This window comes from Streptomyces viridiviolaceus (assembly GCF_014650995.1).
Taxonomy (GTDB): Bacteria; Actinomycetota; Actinomycetes; order Streptomycetales; family Streptomycetaceae; genus Streptomyces; species Streptomyces viridiviolaceus.
The window spans coordinates 33,831-50,884 of record NZ_BMWA01000003.1 but is presented as its reverse complement, the minus strand read 5'-3'; the positions used below and the strand labels follow the sequence as shown (position 1 = coordinate 50,884).

General features: G+C 74.3%; 13 protein-coding genes. 10 read left to right on the top strand and 3 right to left on the bottom strand.

Features of this window, described 5'->3' with window-relative positions:
* Positions 1-143: 143 nt before the first annotated feature.
* From IE260_RS04275 to IE260_RS04260, 4 genes are all read left to right on the top strand, one after another.
* On the top strand, positions 144-2,345 hold the full coding sequence (locus IE260_RS04275; protein ID WP_189869105.1) for a bifunctional glycosyltransferase family 2 protein/CDP-glycerol:glycerophosphate glycerophosphotransferase: 2,202 nt from the start codon (positions 144-146) through the stop codon (positions 2,343-2,345).
* Between the two features lie 7 nt (positions 2,346-2,352).
* Positions 2,353-4,581 (top strand): bifunctional glycosyltransferase/CDP-glycerol:glycerophosphate glycerophosphotransferase, encoded by a 2,229-nt coding sequence (locus IE260_RS04270; RefSeq protein ID WP_189869104.1) that lies wholly within the window; start codon positions 2,353-2,355, stop codon positions 4,579-4,581.
* Positions 4,578-5,852 (top strand): hypothetical protein, encoded by a 1,275-nt coding sequence (locus tag IE260_RS04265; protein ID WP_189869103.1) that lies wholly within the window; start codon positions 4,578-4,580, stop codon positions 5,850-5,852. The genes IE260_RS04270 and IE260_RS04265 overlap by 4 nt, the downstream gene beginning before the upstream one ends.
* 94 nt (positions 5,853-5,946) lie before the next feature.
* Positions 5,947-7,500: a hypothetical protein gene (locus IE260_RS04260; RefSeq protein ID WP_189869102.1), complete on the top strand. Its 1,554-nt coding sequence runs from the start codon at positions 5,947-5,949 to the stop codon at positions 7,498-7,500.
* A 13-nt stretch (positions 7,501-7,513) separates the two neighbouring features.
* On the opposite strand, the gene IE260_RS04255 is transcribed toward IE260_RS04260, so the two are convergent.
* Positions 7,514-7,927, bottom strand: a complete 414-nt coding sequence (locus tag IE260_RS04255; RefSeq protein WP_189869101.1) for an organic hydroperoxide resistance protein — start codon at positions 7,925-7,927, stop codon at positions 7,514-7,516.
* A 120-nt stretch (positions 7,928-8,047) separates the two neighbouring features.
* On the opposite strand from IE260_RS04255, the gene IE260_RS04250 reads away from it, so the two are divergent.
* Complete coding sequence (locus IE260_RS04250; RefSeq protein ID WP_189869100.1) at positions 8,048-8,518, top strand: MarR family winged helix-turn-helix transcriptional regulator; 471 nt, start codon at positions 8,048-8,050, stop codon at positions 8,516-8,518.
* A 376-nt stretch (positions 8,519-8,894) separates the two neighbouring features.
* Here IE260_RS04250 and IE260_RS04245 read toward each other — a convergent pair whose 3' ends face one another.
* Entirely contained in the window at positions 8,895-10,361 is a 1,467-nt protein-coding gene (locus IE260_RS04245; protein WP_189869407.1) for a glycosyltransferase family 39 protein, read from the bottom strand.
* Positions 10,362-10,521: 160 nt separating this feature from the next.
* Between IE260_RS04245 and IE260_RS04240 the strand changes: the two genes are divergently transcribed.
* From IE260_RS04240 to IE260_RS04230, 3 genes are all read left to right on the top strand, one after another.
* Entirely contained in the window at positions 10,522-12,135 is a 1,614-nt protein-coding gene (locus tag IE260_RS04240) for a glycosyltransferase family A protein (protein WP_189869099.1), read from the top strand.
* Positions 12,136-12,205: 70 nt separating this feature from the next.
* Positions 12,206-13,186 carry a UDP-glucose 4-epimerase GalE gene (gene galE / locus IE260_RS04235; RefSeq protein WP_189869098.1) on the top strand — a complete coding sequence of 327 codons (981 nt, stop codon included), beginning with the start codon at positions 12,206-12,208 and terminating at the stop codon, positions 13,184-13,186.
* 241 nt (positions 13,187-13,427) lie between these two features.
* A complete protein-coding gene (locus tag IE260_RS04230; protein ID WP_189869097.1) occupies positions 13,428-14,381 on the top strand; it encodes an ADP-ribosylglycohydrolase family protein in 954 nt (317 codons plus the stop codon).
* A gap of 31 nt (positions 14,382-14,412) precedes the next feature.
* Here IE260_RS04230 and IE260_RS04225 read toward each other — a convergent pair whose 3' ends face one another.
* The gene (locus tag IE260_RS04225) at positions 14,413-15,039 is read right to left on the bottom strand and encodes a TetR/AcrR family transcriptional regulator (protein ID WP_189869096.1); all 627 of its coding nucleotides are present in this window, start codon (positions 15,037-15,039) and stop codon (positions 14,413-14,415) included.
* 187 nt (positions 15,040-15,226) lie between these two features.
* On the opposite strand from IE260_RS04225, the gene IE260_RS04220 reads away from it, so the two are divergent.
* Together IE260_RS04220 and IE260_RS04215 are read left to right on the top strand one after the other, a co-directional pair.
* Positions 15,227-16,153 carry an ABC transporter permease gene (locus IE260_RS04220; protein ID WP_189869095.1) on the top strand — a complete coding sequence of 309 codons (927 nt, stop codon included), beginning with the start codon at positions 15,227-15,229 and terminating at the stop codon, positions 16,151-16,153.
* Positions 16,146-17,021, top strand: coding sequence for an ABC transporter ATP-binding protein (locus IE260_RS04215; RefSeq protein ID WP_189869094.1), 876 nt, complete (start codon positions 16,146-16,148; stop codon positions 17,019-17,021). The genes IE260_RS04220 and IE260_RS04215 overlap by 8 nt, the downstream gene beginning before the upstream one ends.
* The last annotated feature ends 33 nt before the right edge of the window (positions 17,022-17,054 follow it).

Genomic DNA, 17,054 nt, shown 5'->3' with positions numbered 1-17,054 from the left:
CCCACTGGGAGTTCGCATGCCCCGCAGCTCGTCGCGGCCCACCCCGACCCGGCCGTCCACCTGGCGGCCGACCGGGCGGCCGGGCCGGCCGGCCTGAACACGGGGGTCTCCCGTCGGACCAGGAGAACAAGAGAAAGAGCAGTATGCCCCGCTTCAGCATCATCGTTCCGTCCCACGGGGTCGCGGGCCGGCTGTCCCAGGCGCTGGACTCGGTCCTCACGCAGTCCTTCGGCGACTTCGAGCTGATCCCGGTCTGCGACGCACCGGACTGCGCGGCGGCCGAGGTCGCCGCCGCCCGCGCCGACCGGGACTCCCGGGTGGCGCCCGTGCACTCGCCGCCGTCGGCCGGGCTGGCCGGGGCACGCAACACCGGGGTGCGGGCGGCGACCGGCGCATACCTGCTGTTCCTCGACGGTGACGACGTACTCGTCCCGGGCGCGCTGGCGGCCCTGGACGCGCGGCTCGCCCGGACCGGCGACGTGGACGTGCTGTACTTCGAGCACGAACGCGCCCCCTGGTGGGAGGGCGAGCCGACCAACCCGCCCGCGCCGCTGCTGGCCAAGGCCCCGGACGGCGCCTTCTCGCCCGACCGGGCCGTGCACCTCACGGGCGTGCAGCTGCCGGCGTGGAGTGCGGCCTACCGGCGTTCCTTCCTCGCCGAGCGGCGACTCGCCTTCCCCGAGGGCCACTTCACGGACGTCGGTTTCGGTGCCATGGCCGCGGCGGGCGCCGAGCGCATGGCGGTGCTGCGCTCCGTCGTCGTACGGCATCTGGTGCGGCGGCAGGGCAACCGGCTGAACCTGCCGGGCGATCACCACGCGGAACTGCTGGACCAGGCCGAGCGGGCGCTCGAGCACGCCGCCGAGCGGGAGCTGCCGGCCGAGCGACGCGGGCCGCTGTTCGAGCAGCTGTTCGCGGCGATCCTGAAGACGGCCACCCATCCGCGGCGGCTGACCGGAGGCCGCCGTGCCTTCTTCCGCCGGGCGAGCAGCCTCTACCGGCACCACCGCCCGGCCGGTTTCCGTCCGCCGGGCGGCCGGCTGGGCGTGCAGCACCGGCTGCTGGCGTCCGGGTCGTACGCGGGGTTCCGCGCGCTGCGCGCCGCCAACCGGACGGCGGCCAGGACGCTCCAGTCCCTGCCCCGCCCCCACGGGCTGCGCACCCGCCTGCTCTACCGGCGTCACCTGCGCCGGCCGCTGGACCCCGACCTGGCCGTCTACTGCGCGTACTGGGGCCGCGGCTACGCCTGCAACCCGGCCGCGATCCACGCCAAGGCCCACGAACTCGCCCCGCATCTGCGCGCGGTGTTCCTGGTCGAGCCGGGCCAGGCACACACCGTGCCGAAGGACGTCGACCACGCCGTCATCGGCAGCCGGCGCTACTGGGAGGTGCTGGCCCGCGCCACGTACCTGGTCAACAACGCCAACTTCGCCGAGGGCGTGGTCAAGCGGCCGGGCAGCGTGCACCTGCAGACCCAGCACGGCACGCCGCTGAAGACGATGGGCGTGGACCAGTCGACGTACCCGGTGGTGGCCGCGGCGAGCGGCAGCTTCGCCAAGCTGCTGGGCCGCGTGGACCGCTGGGACTACAACCTCTCCTCCAACCGCCACTCCACGCAGATGTGGGAGCGCGCCTTCCCCGGCTCCTACGAGCACCTGGAGTACGGCTATCCGCGCAACGACGTCTACTACACGGCGACCGCCGACGACGTCGCCCGCGTGAGGCGTGAACTGGGCGTTCCGGAGGGGAAGACGGCCGTGCTGTACGCGCCCACCCACCGGGACCACGAGACCGGCTTCGACACCGGCGCCCTGGACCTGGAGGCGTTCTGCGAGGCGGCCGGCGAGGACGTGGTGGTGCTGCTGCGCGCCCACTACTTCTACGACCGGGGCGGCGCGAGGAGCAGCGGACGGATCATCGACGTCACCGCGCACCGCTCCTCGGAGGACGTGTGCCTGGCCGCCGACGCGCTGGTCACCGACTACTCCTCGATCATGTTCGACTACGCCAACCTCGACCGGCCGATCGTGGTGTACGCCGACGACTGGGAGGTCTACCGGGAGACGCGCGGCGTCTACTTCGACCTGATGGCGGCGCCGCCCGGCCCGGTGGCGCGGACGCCGGAGGAACTGGCGCGCGTCTTCCGGGACGGCAGTTACGCGGGCGCCGAGTCCGCGGCGCTGCGGGCGGCCTTCCGGGAGCGCTTCTGCGAGTTCGACGACGGCCGGGCCGCCGAGCGCGTGGTGCGCCGGGTGCTGCTCGGCGAGCCGCCGGAGGCGATCCCACCCGTGACCCCGCTCGCGGAGCGCGTCCCGGCCCCCGCCGCCACCCTCGTAAGGAGCTGAACCCGAAGTGCCCCGCTTCTCCGTCATCATCCCCTGTTTCAAGGTGCAGGGCTTCCTGCGCGAGTGCCTGGACTCGGTCCTGGACCAGTCCTACCGGGACATCGAGGTCATCGCCGTCGACGACTGCTCCCCGGACGGCTGCGGCGCGATCCTCGACGAGTACGCGGCCCGTGACGAGCGGGTGCGCGTGCTGCACCTGGAGGAGAACGTCGGCCTCGGACGGGCCCGCAACGCCGGGATGCCGCACGCCACCGGCGACTACCTGTTCTTCCTCGACAGCGACGACACCCTCACACCGGGCGCCCTGCGCGCGATGACCGACCGGCTCGCGGAGACCGGCGACCCGGACGTGCTGGTCTTCGACTACGCGCGCACCTACTGGTGGGGCGGGACCCGCCGCAACGTCCTGGCGCGAGTGCTCGCCGAGGCCGGCGACGGCACGTTCACCGCCGCCGAGCACCCGGAGATCCTCGACCTGCTGATGGTGGTCTGGAACAAGGTCTACCGGCGCGACTTCGTCGAGCGCGAGGGCTTCACCTTCCCGCCGGGCTACTACGAGGACACGCCGTGGACGTTCCCGGTGATGTTCAGCGCCGGACGGATCGCCACACTGGACCGCATCTGCCTGAACTACCGGCAGCGCCGCCAGGGCAACATCCTGTCCACCACCAGCCGCAAGCACTTCGACATCCACCAGCAGTACGAGCGGGTCTTCGCGTATCTCGACGCCCGCCCGGAGCTGGCCCGGTGGCGTCCGTTCCTGCACGCCAAGATGGGCGAGCACTGCCTGGACATCCTCGCCAAGCCGGACCGGCTGCCCCCGTCCGACAAGGCCGAGTTCTTCCGGCGCACCGCCGAGATGTTCCGCGCGCGGCGGCCGGAGGGTGCCCAGGTCCCGGCCGGACTGCGGGTGCTGGAGCACGGCTACGCGGCCTACCAGCTGCGGCGGCAGACCGGGCGGGCCGGCCGCGAGCTGGGGCGGCGGGCCCAGCGGGCGCGCGGGGCGGTCGCCGGGCGCCTGGGGCGCGTCCGGACCGCGGTGCACACCCGCCGCCCGCTGGACCCGGACCTCGTCGTGTACTCGGCGTTCTCGCACCGCGGTGTGCTCGGCGACCCCGCGGCGGTCTACCGCAAGGCGCAGGAGATCGCCCCGCGGCTGCGCGGGGTGTGGGTGGTGCGCGACGAGGAGTACGCGGCGGACACGGCCCTGCTGCCGCCGGGGACGGACCATGTGGTCCTCGGCAGCTCCCGCTACCGCCGGGTGACCGAGCGGGCCACCTACTTCGTCAACAACGTCAACTGGCCGGGTGCGGTGGCCAAGCGCCCCGGCAGCGTCCACATCCACACCCATCAGGGCACACCGCTCAAGTACATGGGCGCCGATCTGCTGGACAAGCCCGGTGCCCGGCTCGGCCTCGACGTGCCGCAGATGCTGCGCCGTGCCGACCGCTGGGACTACAGCCTGGTCGCCAACCGGTACTCGGAGCTGGTGTGGGAGCGGGCCTATCCCTGCCACTTCACCTCGCTGAGGACCGGCAGCCCCCGCAACGACGTCCTGGTCGGCGCGCGGCCGGAGGACGGGGCCGGCTTCCGGCACCGGCACGGCATCCCGGACGACCACCGGGTCGTGCTGTACGCGCCGACCCGCCGCGACTACCGGCGGGGCGGGCACGTCGAGCGGATCGACCCGGCCCGCCTCGCCGCGGACCTCGGCGACGGGCACACCCTGGTGGTCCGCCTGCACCCCTCGCTGGCCACCGGCCCGGCGCGCGGCATGGGCCTGGCCGAGCTGCACCGGCGGGGCGTGGTGGTCGACGCGACGGACGAGCCGCACGTCGAGGAGGTGATGCTCGCCTCCGACCTGCTGATCACCGACTACTCCGCCCTGATGTTCGACTACGCCAACCTGGACCGGCCGATCCTGATCCACGCCGACGACTGGGGCGCGTACGCGGCGAGCCGCGGCGCCTACTTCGACATCACCGCCGAGGCGCCCGGCCATGTGGCGCGCTCCTACCGGGAGCTGGCCTGGCTGCTGGCGTCCGGGGCGTGGCGGGACGAGGAGGCGGCGCGGCTGCGGTCCGCCTTCCGGGACCGGTTCTGCGAGTTCGACGACGGCCGGGCCGCCGAGCGGGTGGTGCGGACGCTGATGCTGGGCGAGCCGATGCCCACGCCCGTGCCGGTTCCGCGCCGCCGCCCCGCACCGGCCGACCGCGACCTGCTCACGTCCTCGTGAGGCCGCGTACCTGGGTGCTGGTCCTGGCCGCGGTGTTCGCCGTGCTCCAGCTGGCGAACGTCACCGGCCGGGACACCCCCGACACGAAGAACTACCTGTCGTACGCCCTGAGCCTGCGGGGTGAGAGCAAGCGGGATGCGGCGGCGGCCACGATCGACTACGTGTGCCTGAGCGCCGCGTCGAAAGCGCGGCGCGACCAGAGCGTGGACGTGGTGCGCTTCCACCGGCCCGACCCCACCGAGCGGGTGACGGACGCATGCCGGGTGGCGGAGTGGCGGCAGGTGGAACCGCGGCTGGAGGCCGGGCAGACCGGCGGGCACACCGTGCCGTACATGACGGAACGCTTCATGCGGATCTTCGAGGCGCGGCCCGGGTATCCGGCGTTCCTGGTGCCGTTCATCTCCCTGTTCGGCGTCACGTGGGGGCTGTGGGCGGCGGGTGTCGTCGTGACGGTCGCGGGCGGTGTCCTCGCGTTCCTGGTCCTGCGCACGCTGTCCGTGCCGGTGCCGCTCGCGCTGACCGGGCAGGCGCTGTACTACGTGCTGCCGTGCGGCACGACCGCCATGCGTCCGATGACCGAGGGACTGCTGATGGCGCTGACCCTGGCGGCGGTGTGGGGCTGTGCGCTGGTGCTGCGGGGGCGGCGTGAGCGGACGGGCCTGGCGCTGGTCGCGGGGGCGCTGGTCGCGCTGTTCGCCGTCAAGCACTCCCAGGCGCTGTTCCTCGGGCTGTGTCTGGCGGGGGCGGGCGCGGTGACCGTGCTGGCGCGGCACCGGCGCGGCCGGCCGCCGGGCCGGGACGCCCTGGCGCTCACCGGGGTGGGGCTGGCCGCCGCGCTCGGCACGATGCTGCTCGCCCGGCTGCTGCACTACCCGTCCGAGTCCGACAGCCTGCAGGACCTGCTCACGGGCCACTTCGCCCGGCCCGACCGGGAGCGTCCGTGGCGGGAGTTCTGGCAGCTGCAGGGCAACTTCTGGGTGGAGTGGCTGCGCAGACAGCTGTGGGAGCCGCTGTTCCTGGCCGCCCTGGCCGCCGGTGCGTGGGGCGCGCTGCGGCGGCCGGCGTTCGGTGTGTTCCTGGTCGCCGCGGCGTTCACCGGGATCCTCACCCAGGCCGGGCACCCGGACATCAACATCTGGGGCGAGCGGCTGATCGTGCTGGCCTGGCTGCTGCCGGTGGTCGGGCTGCCGCTGCTGCTGGAACCGGTGGTGCGGGCCCGGGTGTCGCTGCCGGCGCAGGGACAGGCCGATCGGGCGCAGTCGGTGAGGTGACGTTCTCACCCGATGAGGTGAGATGAGGTCACGCCGTTGACCCCGACGGGAACATACGGCAAATGTCCCGAATGCCCCCCTCTTCGATCCTCCCGTGAGCGCCGGAGTCCTCGTCCGGCGGTCCGTGCGCGGCGCGACGGCGCTGCGCGGCGGCCGCTTCTGGCGCCCCACCCCGTTCCAGGTCTTCGGCTTCCTGTTCTGGCTGCTGATGCTCCTGGCGCACTGGGCGGTTCCCCTGTGCTGCGACGCGGGTCAGCACGCGGCGGTCGTCGAGCGCCTGAAGGACGACCTCCTCCGTCCGCGCCATCCGATGGCCGACCTGCCGGGCGCGGGCAGCGCCTACTACTCGCCGTACGCCCTGGCGCAGGGGGTGTCCGCCCGGCTGACGGGGCTGGGCGGCTGGGAGGTGGTGCGGCTCTCCGGGCCGCTGAACCTGCTGGTGCTGCTGACGGGCCTCGGCGCCTTCGTGCGGGTGCTGACGCCCCGGCCGTGGGCACCGGTACTGGCCCTGGGCGCGATGACCCTGCTGTGGGGCACCGAGCGGGCCTGGTGGAGTGGTTACCTCGGGCTGATGTCGATGACGGGCAACCTCGGCTACCCGTCGGCGTTCGCGATCGGGCTCACCTTCTGGGCCTGGGCGCTGACCGGGGCGCGGGCACGGGACACCCGCCGGGTGCGGTACGTGGGCCCGAGCGGGCTGCGCGGATTCGCCGGGTACGCGGGGCTGGGCGTCCTCTACGGCCTGATCCTGCTGGTCCATCCGATCACGTCGGTGGCGGCGGTGCTGGGGGCGGTGGCGCTGGTCGCCGGGTGGCAGCGGGGGTGGCGGCGGGCGGTCGCCGGCCGCTGGGCACTGACCGCCACGACGGCACTGGCGGCGGCGGCCCTGTGGCCGTACTTCGACGTGTTCGCGCTGGTCGGGGACGACAGCGTGGACGGGATGCACCGCGTCCTGTACCTGCGTCTGCCCGGGGAGTTCTGGCTGGCGCTGCTCGGGCTGCCGGCGCTGTGGCTGCGCCGGCGCCGCTCGGCGCGCGACCCGTTGGTGCTGATGTTCGCGCTGGACTGTGCGGTGGTGGCGTACGGCTGGGTCAGCGGCCACTACACCTACGGCCGCATCCTGGGGCTCACGCTGGTGCCGTTGCAGTTCGCGCTGGCGGTGGAGCTGGCGGCGCCCCGGCCGTGGCGGCGGTGGCGGCGGGCGCTGGGCCGGACGGCGACCGCGGGGGCCCTGCTGGGGTTCCTCACGGTCCATGCCGGGGCGGTCGTGCCGCGGGCGCTGGACCCGGTCGGCTTCGAGCAGCCGCCGAGGTGGCCGACGTACGCATGGGCGGCGCGGCACATCGGGCCCGGCGAGGTGGTGATCAGCGACGGCTACTACGCCGGCCACTCGATCGCCGGCTACGGGCCGAACCTCGCCGCGCCCGCCTGGCCGGACCCGTCCCTGGACGAGCGGGAGCGCAGACGGCGCGTGGCCGACGTCGAGGCCTACCTCGCCCCCGGCTCGACCCGCGCCGAGCGCGCCGCCGTCGTCCGCCGCTACCACGTGCGCTGGCTGCTGCTGACGCGCTGGCATCCGGTGCCCGAGGAGGCCGTGGTGGTGGCGTGGAGCGAGCGGACGGGCGAGGTGCTGGCGCGGGTCGGCTGAGGGGTACGGGGTGTTACTCGACGACCAGCTCGACCGGGATGTTGCCGCGGGTGGCGTTGGAGTAGGGGCAGACCTGGTGGGCCTGCTCGACCAGCTTGCGGCCGGTCGCCTCGTCCACGCCCTCGGGCAGCTCGACCCGGAGGGTCACGGCGAGCCCGTAGCCCTCGCCCTGCTTGCCGAGGCCGACCTCGGCGGTCACCGCGGCGTCACTGACGTCGACCTTCGCCTGCCGGCCGACGAGACCGAGGGCGCTGCCGAAGCAGGCGGCGTACCCGGCGGCGAAGAGCTGCTCCGGGTTGGTGCCCTGCCCGTTGCCGCCCATCTCCACCGGGGCGGCGAGCGCGAGGTCCAGCTTGCCGTCGGAGCTGACGGCACGGCCGTCGCGGCCGTGGGTGGCGGTGGCGGCGGCGGTGTAGAGCGCGTCCATGGAAGACCATCCCTCTCATCAGGGTCGTGTCGTGGCGACCGGGGCCGCCCTGTGATCACAAGTAGAGCACACAACTAAGTTGTGCACAACTAAATGGCGGACAAACGCTACCCTGGGGGCATGACCTTGCCCGCAGCGGACTGGCTCCGCCTCGACCAGCAGATCTGCTTCTCCCTCAACGCCGCTTCCCGCGCCTTCGGCGGTGTCTACCGCGTGATCCTCAAGGACCTCGGCCTCACCTACCCGCAGTACCTGGTGATGCTGGTGCTCTGGGAGCACGGCGAGCTGCCCGTGAAGAAGCTCGGCGAGCATCTGCGCCTCGACTCCGGCACCCTGTCGCCGCTGCTCAAGCGGCTGGAGGCGGCCGGCCTGGTCCGGCGGGAGCGCAGCGCGCGCGACGAGCGGTCGGTGCAGGTGCGGCTGACCGAGGAGGGCACCGCGCTGCGCGAGCGGGCCGTCGAGGTGCCGCGCCGGATAGCCACCGCGACCGGCTTCGACCTCGCCGAGCTCCAGGACCTGCGCTCCCGGCTCGAACGGCTCACCACGGCGCTGGACGGGGCGGACCTGACGGAGACGGCCGGGCGGGACTAGGGCCGTCGGCGCCGTCGCGCCGTCCGGCCGGGGGGCGGGTCCCACGGCATCCAGTGCGAACGCCGTCCTGGCCGGACCCGGGTGCTCGCCCACGCCGCGAGCGGGGGCCGAGCGTGCGATCGCGAGGCACCCGGGCGGCACCGGGAGAGTCGACGTCCCACACCGCACGGCCGCCGGGCACCCCCCACCCGCGTCAACGGCATGGCCCGGCCGGAGGGCGGGTCCCACGGCATCCAGTGCGAACGCCGTCCTGGCCGGACCCGGGTGCTCGCCCACGCCGCGAGCGGGGGCCGAGCGTGCGATCGCGAGGCACCCGGGCGGCACTGAGAAAGTCGACGTCCCACACCGCGCGGCCGCCGGGCACCCCCCACCCGCGTCAGCGGCATGGCCCGGACTCCGCCGCGCGGACGCGGACGTAGAGCCGGAGGGTGGCGCCGGCGTTGGCGCCGGGGCGTGTGTGCTCCTCGCGGAGGGCGAAGTGCTCCTGCACGACCGCGAGCTTGACCCGGTCGGACGCGTCGGACGGACGCCCGCCCCCGCCCAGGGCGTACGGCTCCACGACGACCCACACCCGGTCCGCGCCCGCCAGCCTGCGCCGCAGCTCGACCGGCCCGGCCTCGCGGCCGTACAGCGTGCCGGACCGGGGTCCGGACTCCCGCAGCGCCAGGTCCCGCGCCCCCGCGAAGGCGGCCGGATACGCCAGCGCCGCGCGCCGCGCGATGGACGGCAGGAACAGCACCGGGTCACCGGCGCGGATCTCGCGTGCGGCGAGGACGGAGACGCCGGCGAGGTTGTCGGCGCGAGTCGCGGGCGTGCGGTCGACGCGGTGCAGGGGCAGGTGCTGGAGGAAGGCCACGGCGACGGCGGCGACCCCGGCGAGGGCGACGGGGCGGACGCGCGGCACACGCCGGCCACCGGGCCACCGGAGCCCGCGCCCCATCACGCCCGCCAGCCGGTCCCCGCCGACCGCCACCAGCAACGGCGCCCCCGCCAGCGCGTACAGCACATACCGGTCGTCGTAGACCGGCCGCACCTGCGAGACGCCCATCAGCACCGCGGGCGGCACCACCATCAACGGCCCCGCGACCACGGACAGCCGCCGGCGGCCCAGCCCGAGGAGCACAAGCACCACGCACCCCCAGAACACCGGCCCCGTGGGCCCCGCCGCAAAGCTCCGCAGCACCCGCTCGGCGCTCCCCCAGCCGGGCACCGGCAGCCACCCCACCTGCGCCGCCTGACCCTGCGAGACGATCACCAGCGGCGCCAGGACCACCCCCACCGCGCCCACCGCCCGGCACCAGCGCCACCACACCGCCCGCCCCGCCCGGGCCAGCGCCAGCGTCACCGCGTGCGCGCACAGCACCAGCACCGCCAGCTCGTGCAGCAGACAGGTCACGGCGACCACGAGGCCGTAGGGCCACCAGGCACGGGCGGCCCCGTCCAGCAGCCGCACCAGCAGCAGCGTCGCCCCCGCCGCACCGGCCGCGACCAGCGCGTAGGAGCGGCCCTCCTGGGCGTAGTGACCGGCCATCGGCGTGACCGCGTAGAGCAGGCCGGCCCACAGCCCGACCCGCGGCCGGGCCAGCCGCGCGCCGAGCGCAGCGACCAGACCCGCGGTCGCCGCGGCGCCGCACACCGACGGCAGCCGGAGGACGACCTCGCCGGGCACGGGGTCGACGGCGAGGACGGCGTGCATGAGCAGGTAGTACAGGCCGTGCACCGCGTCCACGCCGTGCAGCAGCCGCCAGATCTGCGGCACCGTGCGCCGCGCGACCTGGAAGGTGACCGCCTCGTCGCGCCACATGCCGCCGCGGTTCACTCCCCACAGCCCGATCGCGAGCATGACGGCCGTGGGAACCGCCACGGCCACGGCGTGCGTCCGGCCGCTCTGCCCCGCGTTCCCGCTCACCACGGCCCTGATTTTGTGGGTTCAGCATCCCTTAAGGGCTGATTTGCGCGTAACCGCACCCATATGGCATTCGTACGGCTTACGATCCGCCGTGATGAGTCCTCACCTCCCCCAGGCCGCGCAGGTCGGCATCGTCGTCATCGGGTACGACGACTCCGCACACGTCTTGGACGCCGTCGGCTCGGCGCTGGCGCAGGGGCCGGCCGTCCGCGAGGTCGTCGCCGTCGACGACTGCTCGACGGACGGCAGTGCGGAACTGCTCGCCCGCCTGGCCGCGTCGGAGCCGCGCCTGACGCTGGTCCGGCGCCCCGCCAACAGCGGCGGCTGCGGCACCCCGCGCAACGCCGGCCTGGACGCGGTGACCTCGCCGTACGTGATGTTCCTGGACAGCGACGACGTACTGCCGCCGGGCGCGGCACAGGCGCTGCTGACGGCGGCGGCCGAGGAGGGCGCGCAGGTCGCGAGCGGGTTGTGCGTGCGCCGTGAGCTGCCCTCGGGGCGCGAGGTGCCGTGGGAGGCGTCGCTCCACGCGACGCGCACGGCCGTCGAGCACCCCGCGCTGCTCCCCCGGCTGGTCCACGACACGCTGTGCGTCGGCAAGCTCTACCGCACCGGCTTCCTGCGCGACCACGGCATCCGGTTCCCCGAGGGACGCTTCCCCTACGAGGACATCGTCTTCACCGCGCGCGTCCTGGCCGCCGGCCCGCGCATCGCCCTCGTCCCGGACCGGGTCTACGTGTGGCACGTGCGCCGGTCCGCCGAGCGGCTGTCGATCTCGCTGGACCGGGCCGGCATCGACAACTGGCGGGCGCGCACCGAGGCGTGCCGGCTCGCCCACGACACCCTGCTGGGTGCCGGGCAGAAGGAGGCGGCGCGGGCGGCGCGGGACAAGTTCCTGGACCACGAGCTGCGGATGTACGTGCGCGAGCTGGGGCTGCGGGACGCGCACTACCGGCGTGCGTGGTGGGCGCACACGCGGGCGTACCTCGCGGAGTACGACGCCGCCGACTGGGCCCGCGACCCGGGCGCGCCGGGCCGGCTCCTCGGCAGGGTCGTGCTGGCCTCCCCGGAGCCGCGCGACCTGCCCCGGCTGCGGGAGCTGGCGGCCCGCCCGGCGCGTCTCGGCCCGCCGTACGCCCGCGCCGCCGACGGCACGCCCGTCTGGTCGGCCGACCTGCCCGGGGTCACCCTGGAGCCGCTGCTGACCCGGCCCGTGCACGCCCTTCCGCTGGCCGTCGACGCGGCGCTGCGGCCACGCACGCGCGGCACCCGCCTGCGGCTGCGCCTGCACGAGTTGTACGGCCGGCTGGCCGAGGCCGGACCGGAGTCGGTGCGGGCCGAGTGGCGGCGGCGGGAGGACGGGCGCGCGCAGGCGTGCCGCACCGCCGCGCTCGTCCCGGTGACGACCGGCGGGGCCTGGTCGGCCGAGGCGGACGTGGACCTGGCGGGCATGGCCGCACTCGGCGCCGGCACCTGGGACCTGCACCTGCGCGTGCGCTTCCGGGACGGCGCGAGCCGCGAGGTCACGGCGCACGCGTACGCGGGCCCGGGACTGCTGCGCCGCCGCGCTCTGCCGAGCGCCCGGCACGGCGTCCTGCTCGCGCAGCCGTACGCCACGCACTCCGGCGCACTGGCGCTGCGGCTGGCGCCCGGCGCGCGAGGAGCATGGGCGGTGGTACGCGGCAGGGTCCGGCGCCTGATTCACTGAGCCGGATGAGGGACCATGGTCACCGGGGCTCCGAAGCACCGAGGGGCCACTGACGAGGGGACGGCCGCACATGACCTGGCTGATCACCGGCGGCGCCGGCTACATCGGATCGCATGTCGTACGGGCGATGACCGAGGCGGGCGAGCAGGCGGTGGTGTACGACGACCTGTCCACCGGCATCGCCGAGCGCGTGCCCGACGGCGTGCCCCTGGTGGTGGGCTCGGTCCTGGACGGCGAACGGGTCGCACGTGCCCTCGCCGACCACGACGTCACCGGTGTCGTGCACCTCGCGGCGAAGAAGCAGGTCGGCGAGTCCGTGGACCTGCCGCTGCACTACTACCGGGAGAACGTCGAGGGCCTGCGCGTCCTGCTGGAGGCGGTGACGGCGGAGGAGGTGCCGTCGTTCGTGTTCTCGTCCTCCGCGGCCGTGTACGGCATGCCGGACGTCGAGCTGGTGACGGAGGAGACGCCGTGCGCGCCCCTGTCGCCGTACGGCGAGACCAAGCTCGCCGGTGAGTGGCTGGTCAGGGCGACCGGCCGGGCCTCGGGCCTGTCCACGGCGTCGCTGCGCTACTTCAACGTGGCGGGCGCGGGCAGCCCCGAGCTCGCGGACACCGGCGTGTACAACCTCGTCCCGATGGTCTTCGAGAAGCTGACCGAGAACGCGGCCCCGCGCATCTTCGGCGACGACTACGACACCCCGGACGGCACCTGCGTCCGCGACTACATCCACGTGGTGGACCTGGCGGAGGCCCACGTGGCGGCGGCCCGCGCGCTCCAGGCGTCCCCGGGCCGCGACCTCACCCTGAACATCGGCCGCGGTGAGGGCGTCTCCGTCCGGGAGATGATCGACCGCATCAACGCCCTCACCGGTTACGACCGCCCGCCGACGGTCACCCCGCGCCGCCCCGGCGACCCGGCCCGTGTCGTCGCCTCGGCGGACCGCGCCGCCGTCGAACTGGGCTGGAAGGCCAAGTACGACGTCCAGGACATGATCACGTCGGCGTGGGCGGGCTGGGTCCGACTGCATCCGGGGGCGGCCCGCGACTGAGCTGCGCCGTGCCCGCGGCCGGCCCCGCGTCCGCCGCACCGTGTGACGGCAGACGCGGGCCTCCGCGGCGGATCCTCTCGGCGTGAGGTTGCCCCGGCGGCGGCCGTCGTCGGTCGCCGCCTCCCCCGAAGGGTGCGCCCCGCCGCCTCCGCCGGCCGGGCGCACCCGGCCCCGCTCGCCTGCGTTCACAGCACCGCCCGTTCCCCGGCCCGGACCGCCGGGGACGCCGTACGCTGCGCGGATGACCGCTCCCGTCCCCACGCCCCCGTCCCGTGCCGAGCGCGCCCTCGGTGCCGTCGTGGGATCCGCCGTCGGCGACGCCCTGGGCGCGCCCTTCGAGTTCGGTCCGGAGGGTGCCTTCTCCGCCCGTTTCCCGGAGCCGGGGCGGGGCGGCGAGATGTGCGGGGGCGGCGGCTGGGACCCCGGCGAGGCCACCGACGACACGCAGATGGCGGTCCTGATCGCGGAGTCCCTGCTGGAGTGCGGGCGGCTCGACCCTCGGGACGTCTTCCGGCGGTTCCGGCGCTGGGCCGCCGCCGGCCCGAAGGACATCGGTCTCCAGACGGAGGCCGTGCTCGGCTCCGGCGACCCCTGGGACACGGCCGCCGCACTGCACTTCCAGGTCAACGGGCGGGGTGCGGGCAACGGCGCCCTGATGCGGGCGGCGCCGGCCGCCGTCCACTTCGCGAGCCGGGGCCGGGACGCCACCATGGACGCCGCCCGACGCCTCGCCGCGCTGACCCACGGCGACCGGGCGGCCTGGGAGGGCACGGCCGTCTTCCACGAGCTGGTGCGCGTCGCCCTGTCCGGCGGCGACCCCCTCGCCGCCGTCCCCGGCACCCTCGACGCGCTCCACCCGGACCACCGCGGGCGCTACGCCGCCGTCCTCGCCGCCGACTGGCACCCCGACCTGGCGACCGAGTTCAACGGGGCCGTCTGGCCCTGCCTCGGCTCCGCCGTCTGGGCACTGCGCACGACCTCCTCCTACGAGGACGCCGTGCGCGCCGCGATCGACCTCGGCGGCGACACCGACACGGTGGCCGCCGTCACCGGCGGGCTGGCCGGAGCCGTGTACGGCATCGCGGCGGTGCCCGAGCGCTGGACCGGGCCGCTGCACGTACCGCTGCCGGGATTCGGCGGGCGGGTGCTGCGCGCCGGTGACCTGGCCGGTCTCGCCGGGCGGCTGTGCGGCTGAGCGTCAGCCGCCCGGTGAGGTCGGTCCGGCGTCACAGCGCCTTCAGTCCCTCCGCCGTGGCCCGTGCCAGCGCGTCCAGGTAGCCCTTGGGCAGCTTCGGGCTGCGGATCACCACCGAGCGCCAGTAGAGCGGGCCGGAGATCAGGTCCAGGGCGAGGTCGGTGTCGAGGCCGGCGCGGACCTCGCCGCGTTCCGCCGCCGCGGCCAGGATCCTGCTGGCGACGCCGTCCTGGCCCTCCCGCAGGGCCTTCTGCATGGCCTCGGCGATGTCGGGATTGCGGGCGGCCTCCGCCTGCAGGTCGGGGATGATCTGCGAGGCCACGGGGTGGCGCAGGGCGCGGGAGGTCACCTCGTACAGCAGCCGCAGGTCGCCCTGAAGGGAGCCGGTGTCGGGCGCGGGCAGGCCCTGCACGGCGAGCGCCGAGACGATGTCGAGCACCAGGTGCAGCTTGGAGCGCCAGCGCCGGTACACGGCCGTCTTGCCGACGCCCGCACGGCGCGCGATGCCCTCGATGGACATCCGCGCGTAGCCGACGGCCGCGAGTTCCTCGAAGACGGCCGCACGGATGGCTTCCGTCACGTCCTCGCGGAGCACGGCCGCCCCGGCGGGGGCCCGGCGGCGCGGGCGCGGCTGCGGCTCGTCGGCGTTGGTCGTCATGCGAGCCAAGCATAGGGCGTCACGACGAAACGGTTGCGTTCCGACGTCGGAACGGCCTAGTCTCACGTTGCGACGATACGGTGCCGTCCCGACGTAAGTGAACGTGCGGAGTCACACAGGGAAACGCCGGGCGTCCGGGCGCCACCCCTCCGGCGCCACCCCCCTCCCCCGAGCGAAAGCAGCGGATGTGAGCCAGGTCCTCCACACACCGCCCCCGACGACTTCGGCCCCGGCCGCCGGCGAAGACGACCTCGCGGCCCTCGCCGCCCGCCACGGCCTCTCGGTCAGCGGCGCCCGTCCCTCCCTGCCCGACTACGTCCGCCAGTTGTGGGCGCGCCGGCACTTCATCGGCGCCTTCGCCACCGCCAAGCTCACCGCCCAGTACAGCCAGGCCAAGCTGGGCCAGGTGTGGCAGGTGATGACGCCGTTGCTGAACGCGGCGGTGTACTACTTCATCTTCGGCGTGCTGATGAACACCAAGCGGGGCGTGGAGGACTACGTCCCGTTCCTGGTCACCGGCGTGTTCGTGTGGACGTTCACGCAGAGCTCGATCATGGCGGGCACCCGAGCCATCTCCGGCAACCTCGGCCTCGTGCGGGCCCTGCACTTCCCGCGGGCCGCGCTGCCGGTCTCCTTCTGCCTCCAGCAGCTGCAGCAGCTGATGTTCTCGATGGCCGCCCTGGTCGTGATCCTGCTCGCCTTCGGCGTGCCGCCCGCCGCGTCCTGGGTGCTGGCGGTCCCGGCCCTCGTCCTGCAGTTCGTGTTCAACGCCGGCGTGTCGCTGGTCATGGCCCGGGTGGGCTCCAAGATCCCCGACATGGCGCAGCTGATGCCGTTCCTGCTGCGCACCTGGATGTACGGCTCGGGCGTGATGTTCAGCATCCACCACATGACCGGGCCCGACAGCGGCCTGCCGTCGTGGGTCGGTCCCCTCCTCCAGGTCAACCCGGCCGTCGTCTACATCGACCTGATGCGCTTCGCCCTGATCGACAGCTTCGGCGGCGGCATGCTGCCGGACCACGTGTGGGCGATGGCCGTGGGCTGGGCCCTGGTCGCCGGGATCGGCGGCTTCATCTACTTCTGGAAGGCTGAGGAGACGTACGGCCGTGGCTGACAACACCAACCCGACGGACGAGCGGGTCCCCACCGTCGTCGCCGACGGCGTCGACATCGTCTACCGGGTCAACGGCACCGGCGCCGGACGCGGCTCGGCGACCGCCGCCCTCAACCGCATCCTGCGCGGGAAGAAGGCCGAGAAGGCGGCGGGCGTACGCCGGGTGCACGCCGTGAAGAACGTGTCCTTCGTGGCGTACCGCGGCGAGGCCATCGGCCTGATCGGCACCAACGGCTCGGGCAAGTCGACCCTGCTCAAGGCGGTCGCCGGCCTGCTCCCGGTGGAGAACGGCCACATCTACACGGACGGCCAGCCCTCCCTGCTCGGCGTCAACGCCGCCCTGATGAACGACCTCACCGGCGAGCGCAACGTCCACCTCGGCGGCCTGGCCATGGGCATGTCCCGGGCGCAGATCAAGGCGCGCTACCAGGAGATCGTCGACTTCTCCGGCATCAACGACAAGGGCGACTTCATCACGCTGCCGATGCGCACGTACTCGTCCGGCATGGCGGCCCGGCTGCGCTTCTCCATCGCCGCCGCCAAGGACCACGACGTCCTCCTCGTCGACGAGGCCCTGGCCACCGGCGACCGCTCCTTCCAGAAGCGCTCCGAGGAGCGCATCCGGGAGCTGCGCAAGCACGCGGGCACGGTGTTCCTGGTCAGCCACAGCAACAAGTCGATCCGCGACACCTGCGACCGGGTGCTGTGGCTGGAGCGCGGCGAGCTGCGCATGGACGGACCGACGGAGGAGGTCCTCAGGGAGTACGAGAAGTTCACCGGCGGTCCGGACAAGGCCGCCCGGCCGGCACCGAAGCCGAAGCCCGCGCCCAAGCCCGAGCCCAAGGCGAAGGCGCCCCTTCCCTCGTGAGGCGCAACTGCGGTTAACCCTCCTGTCGTTTTG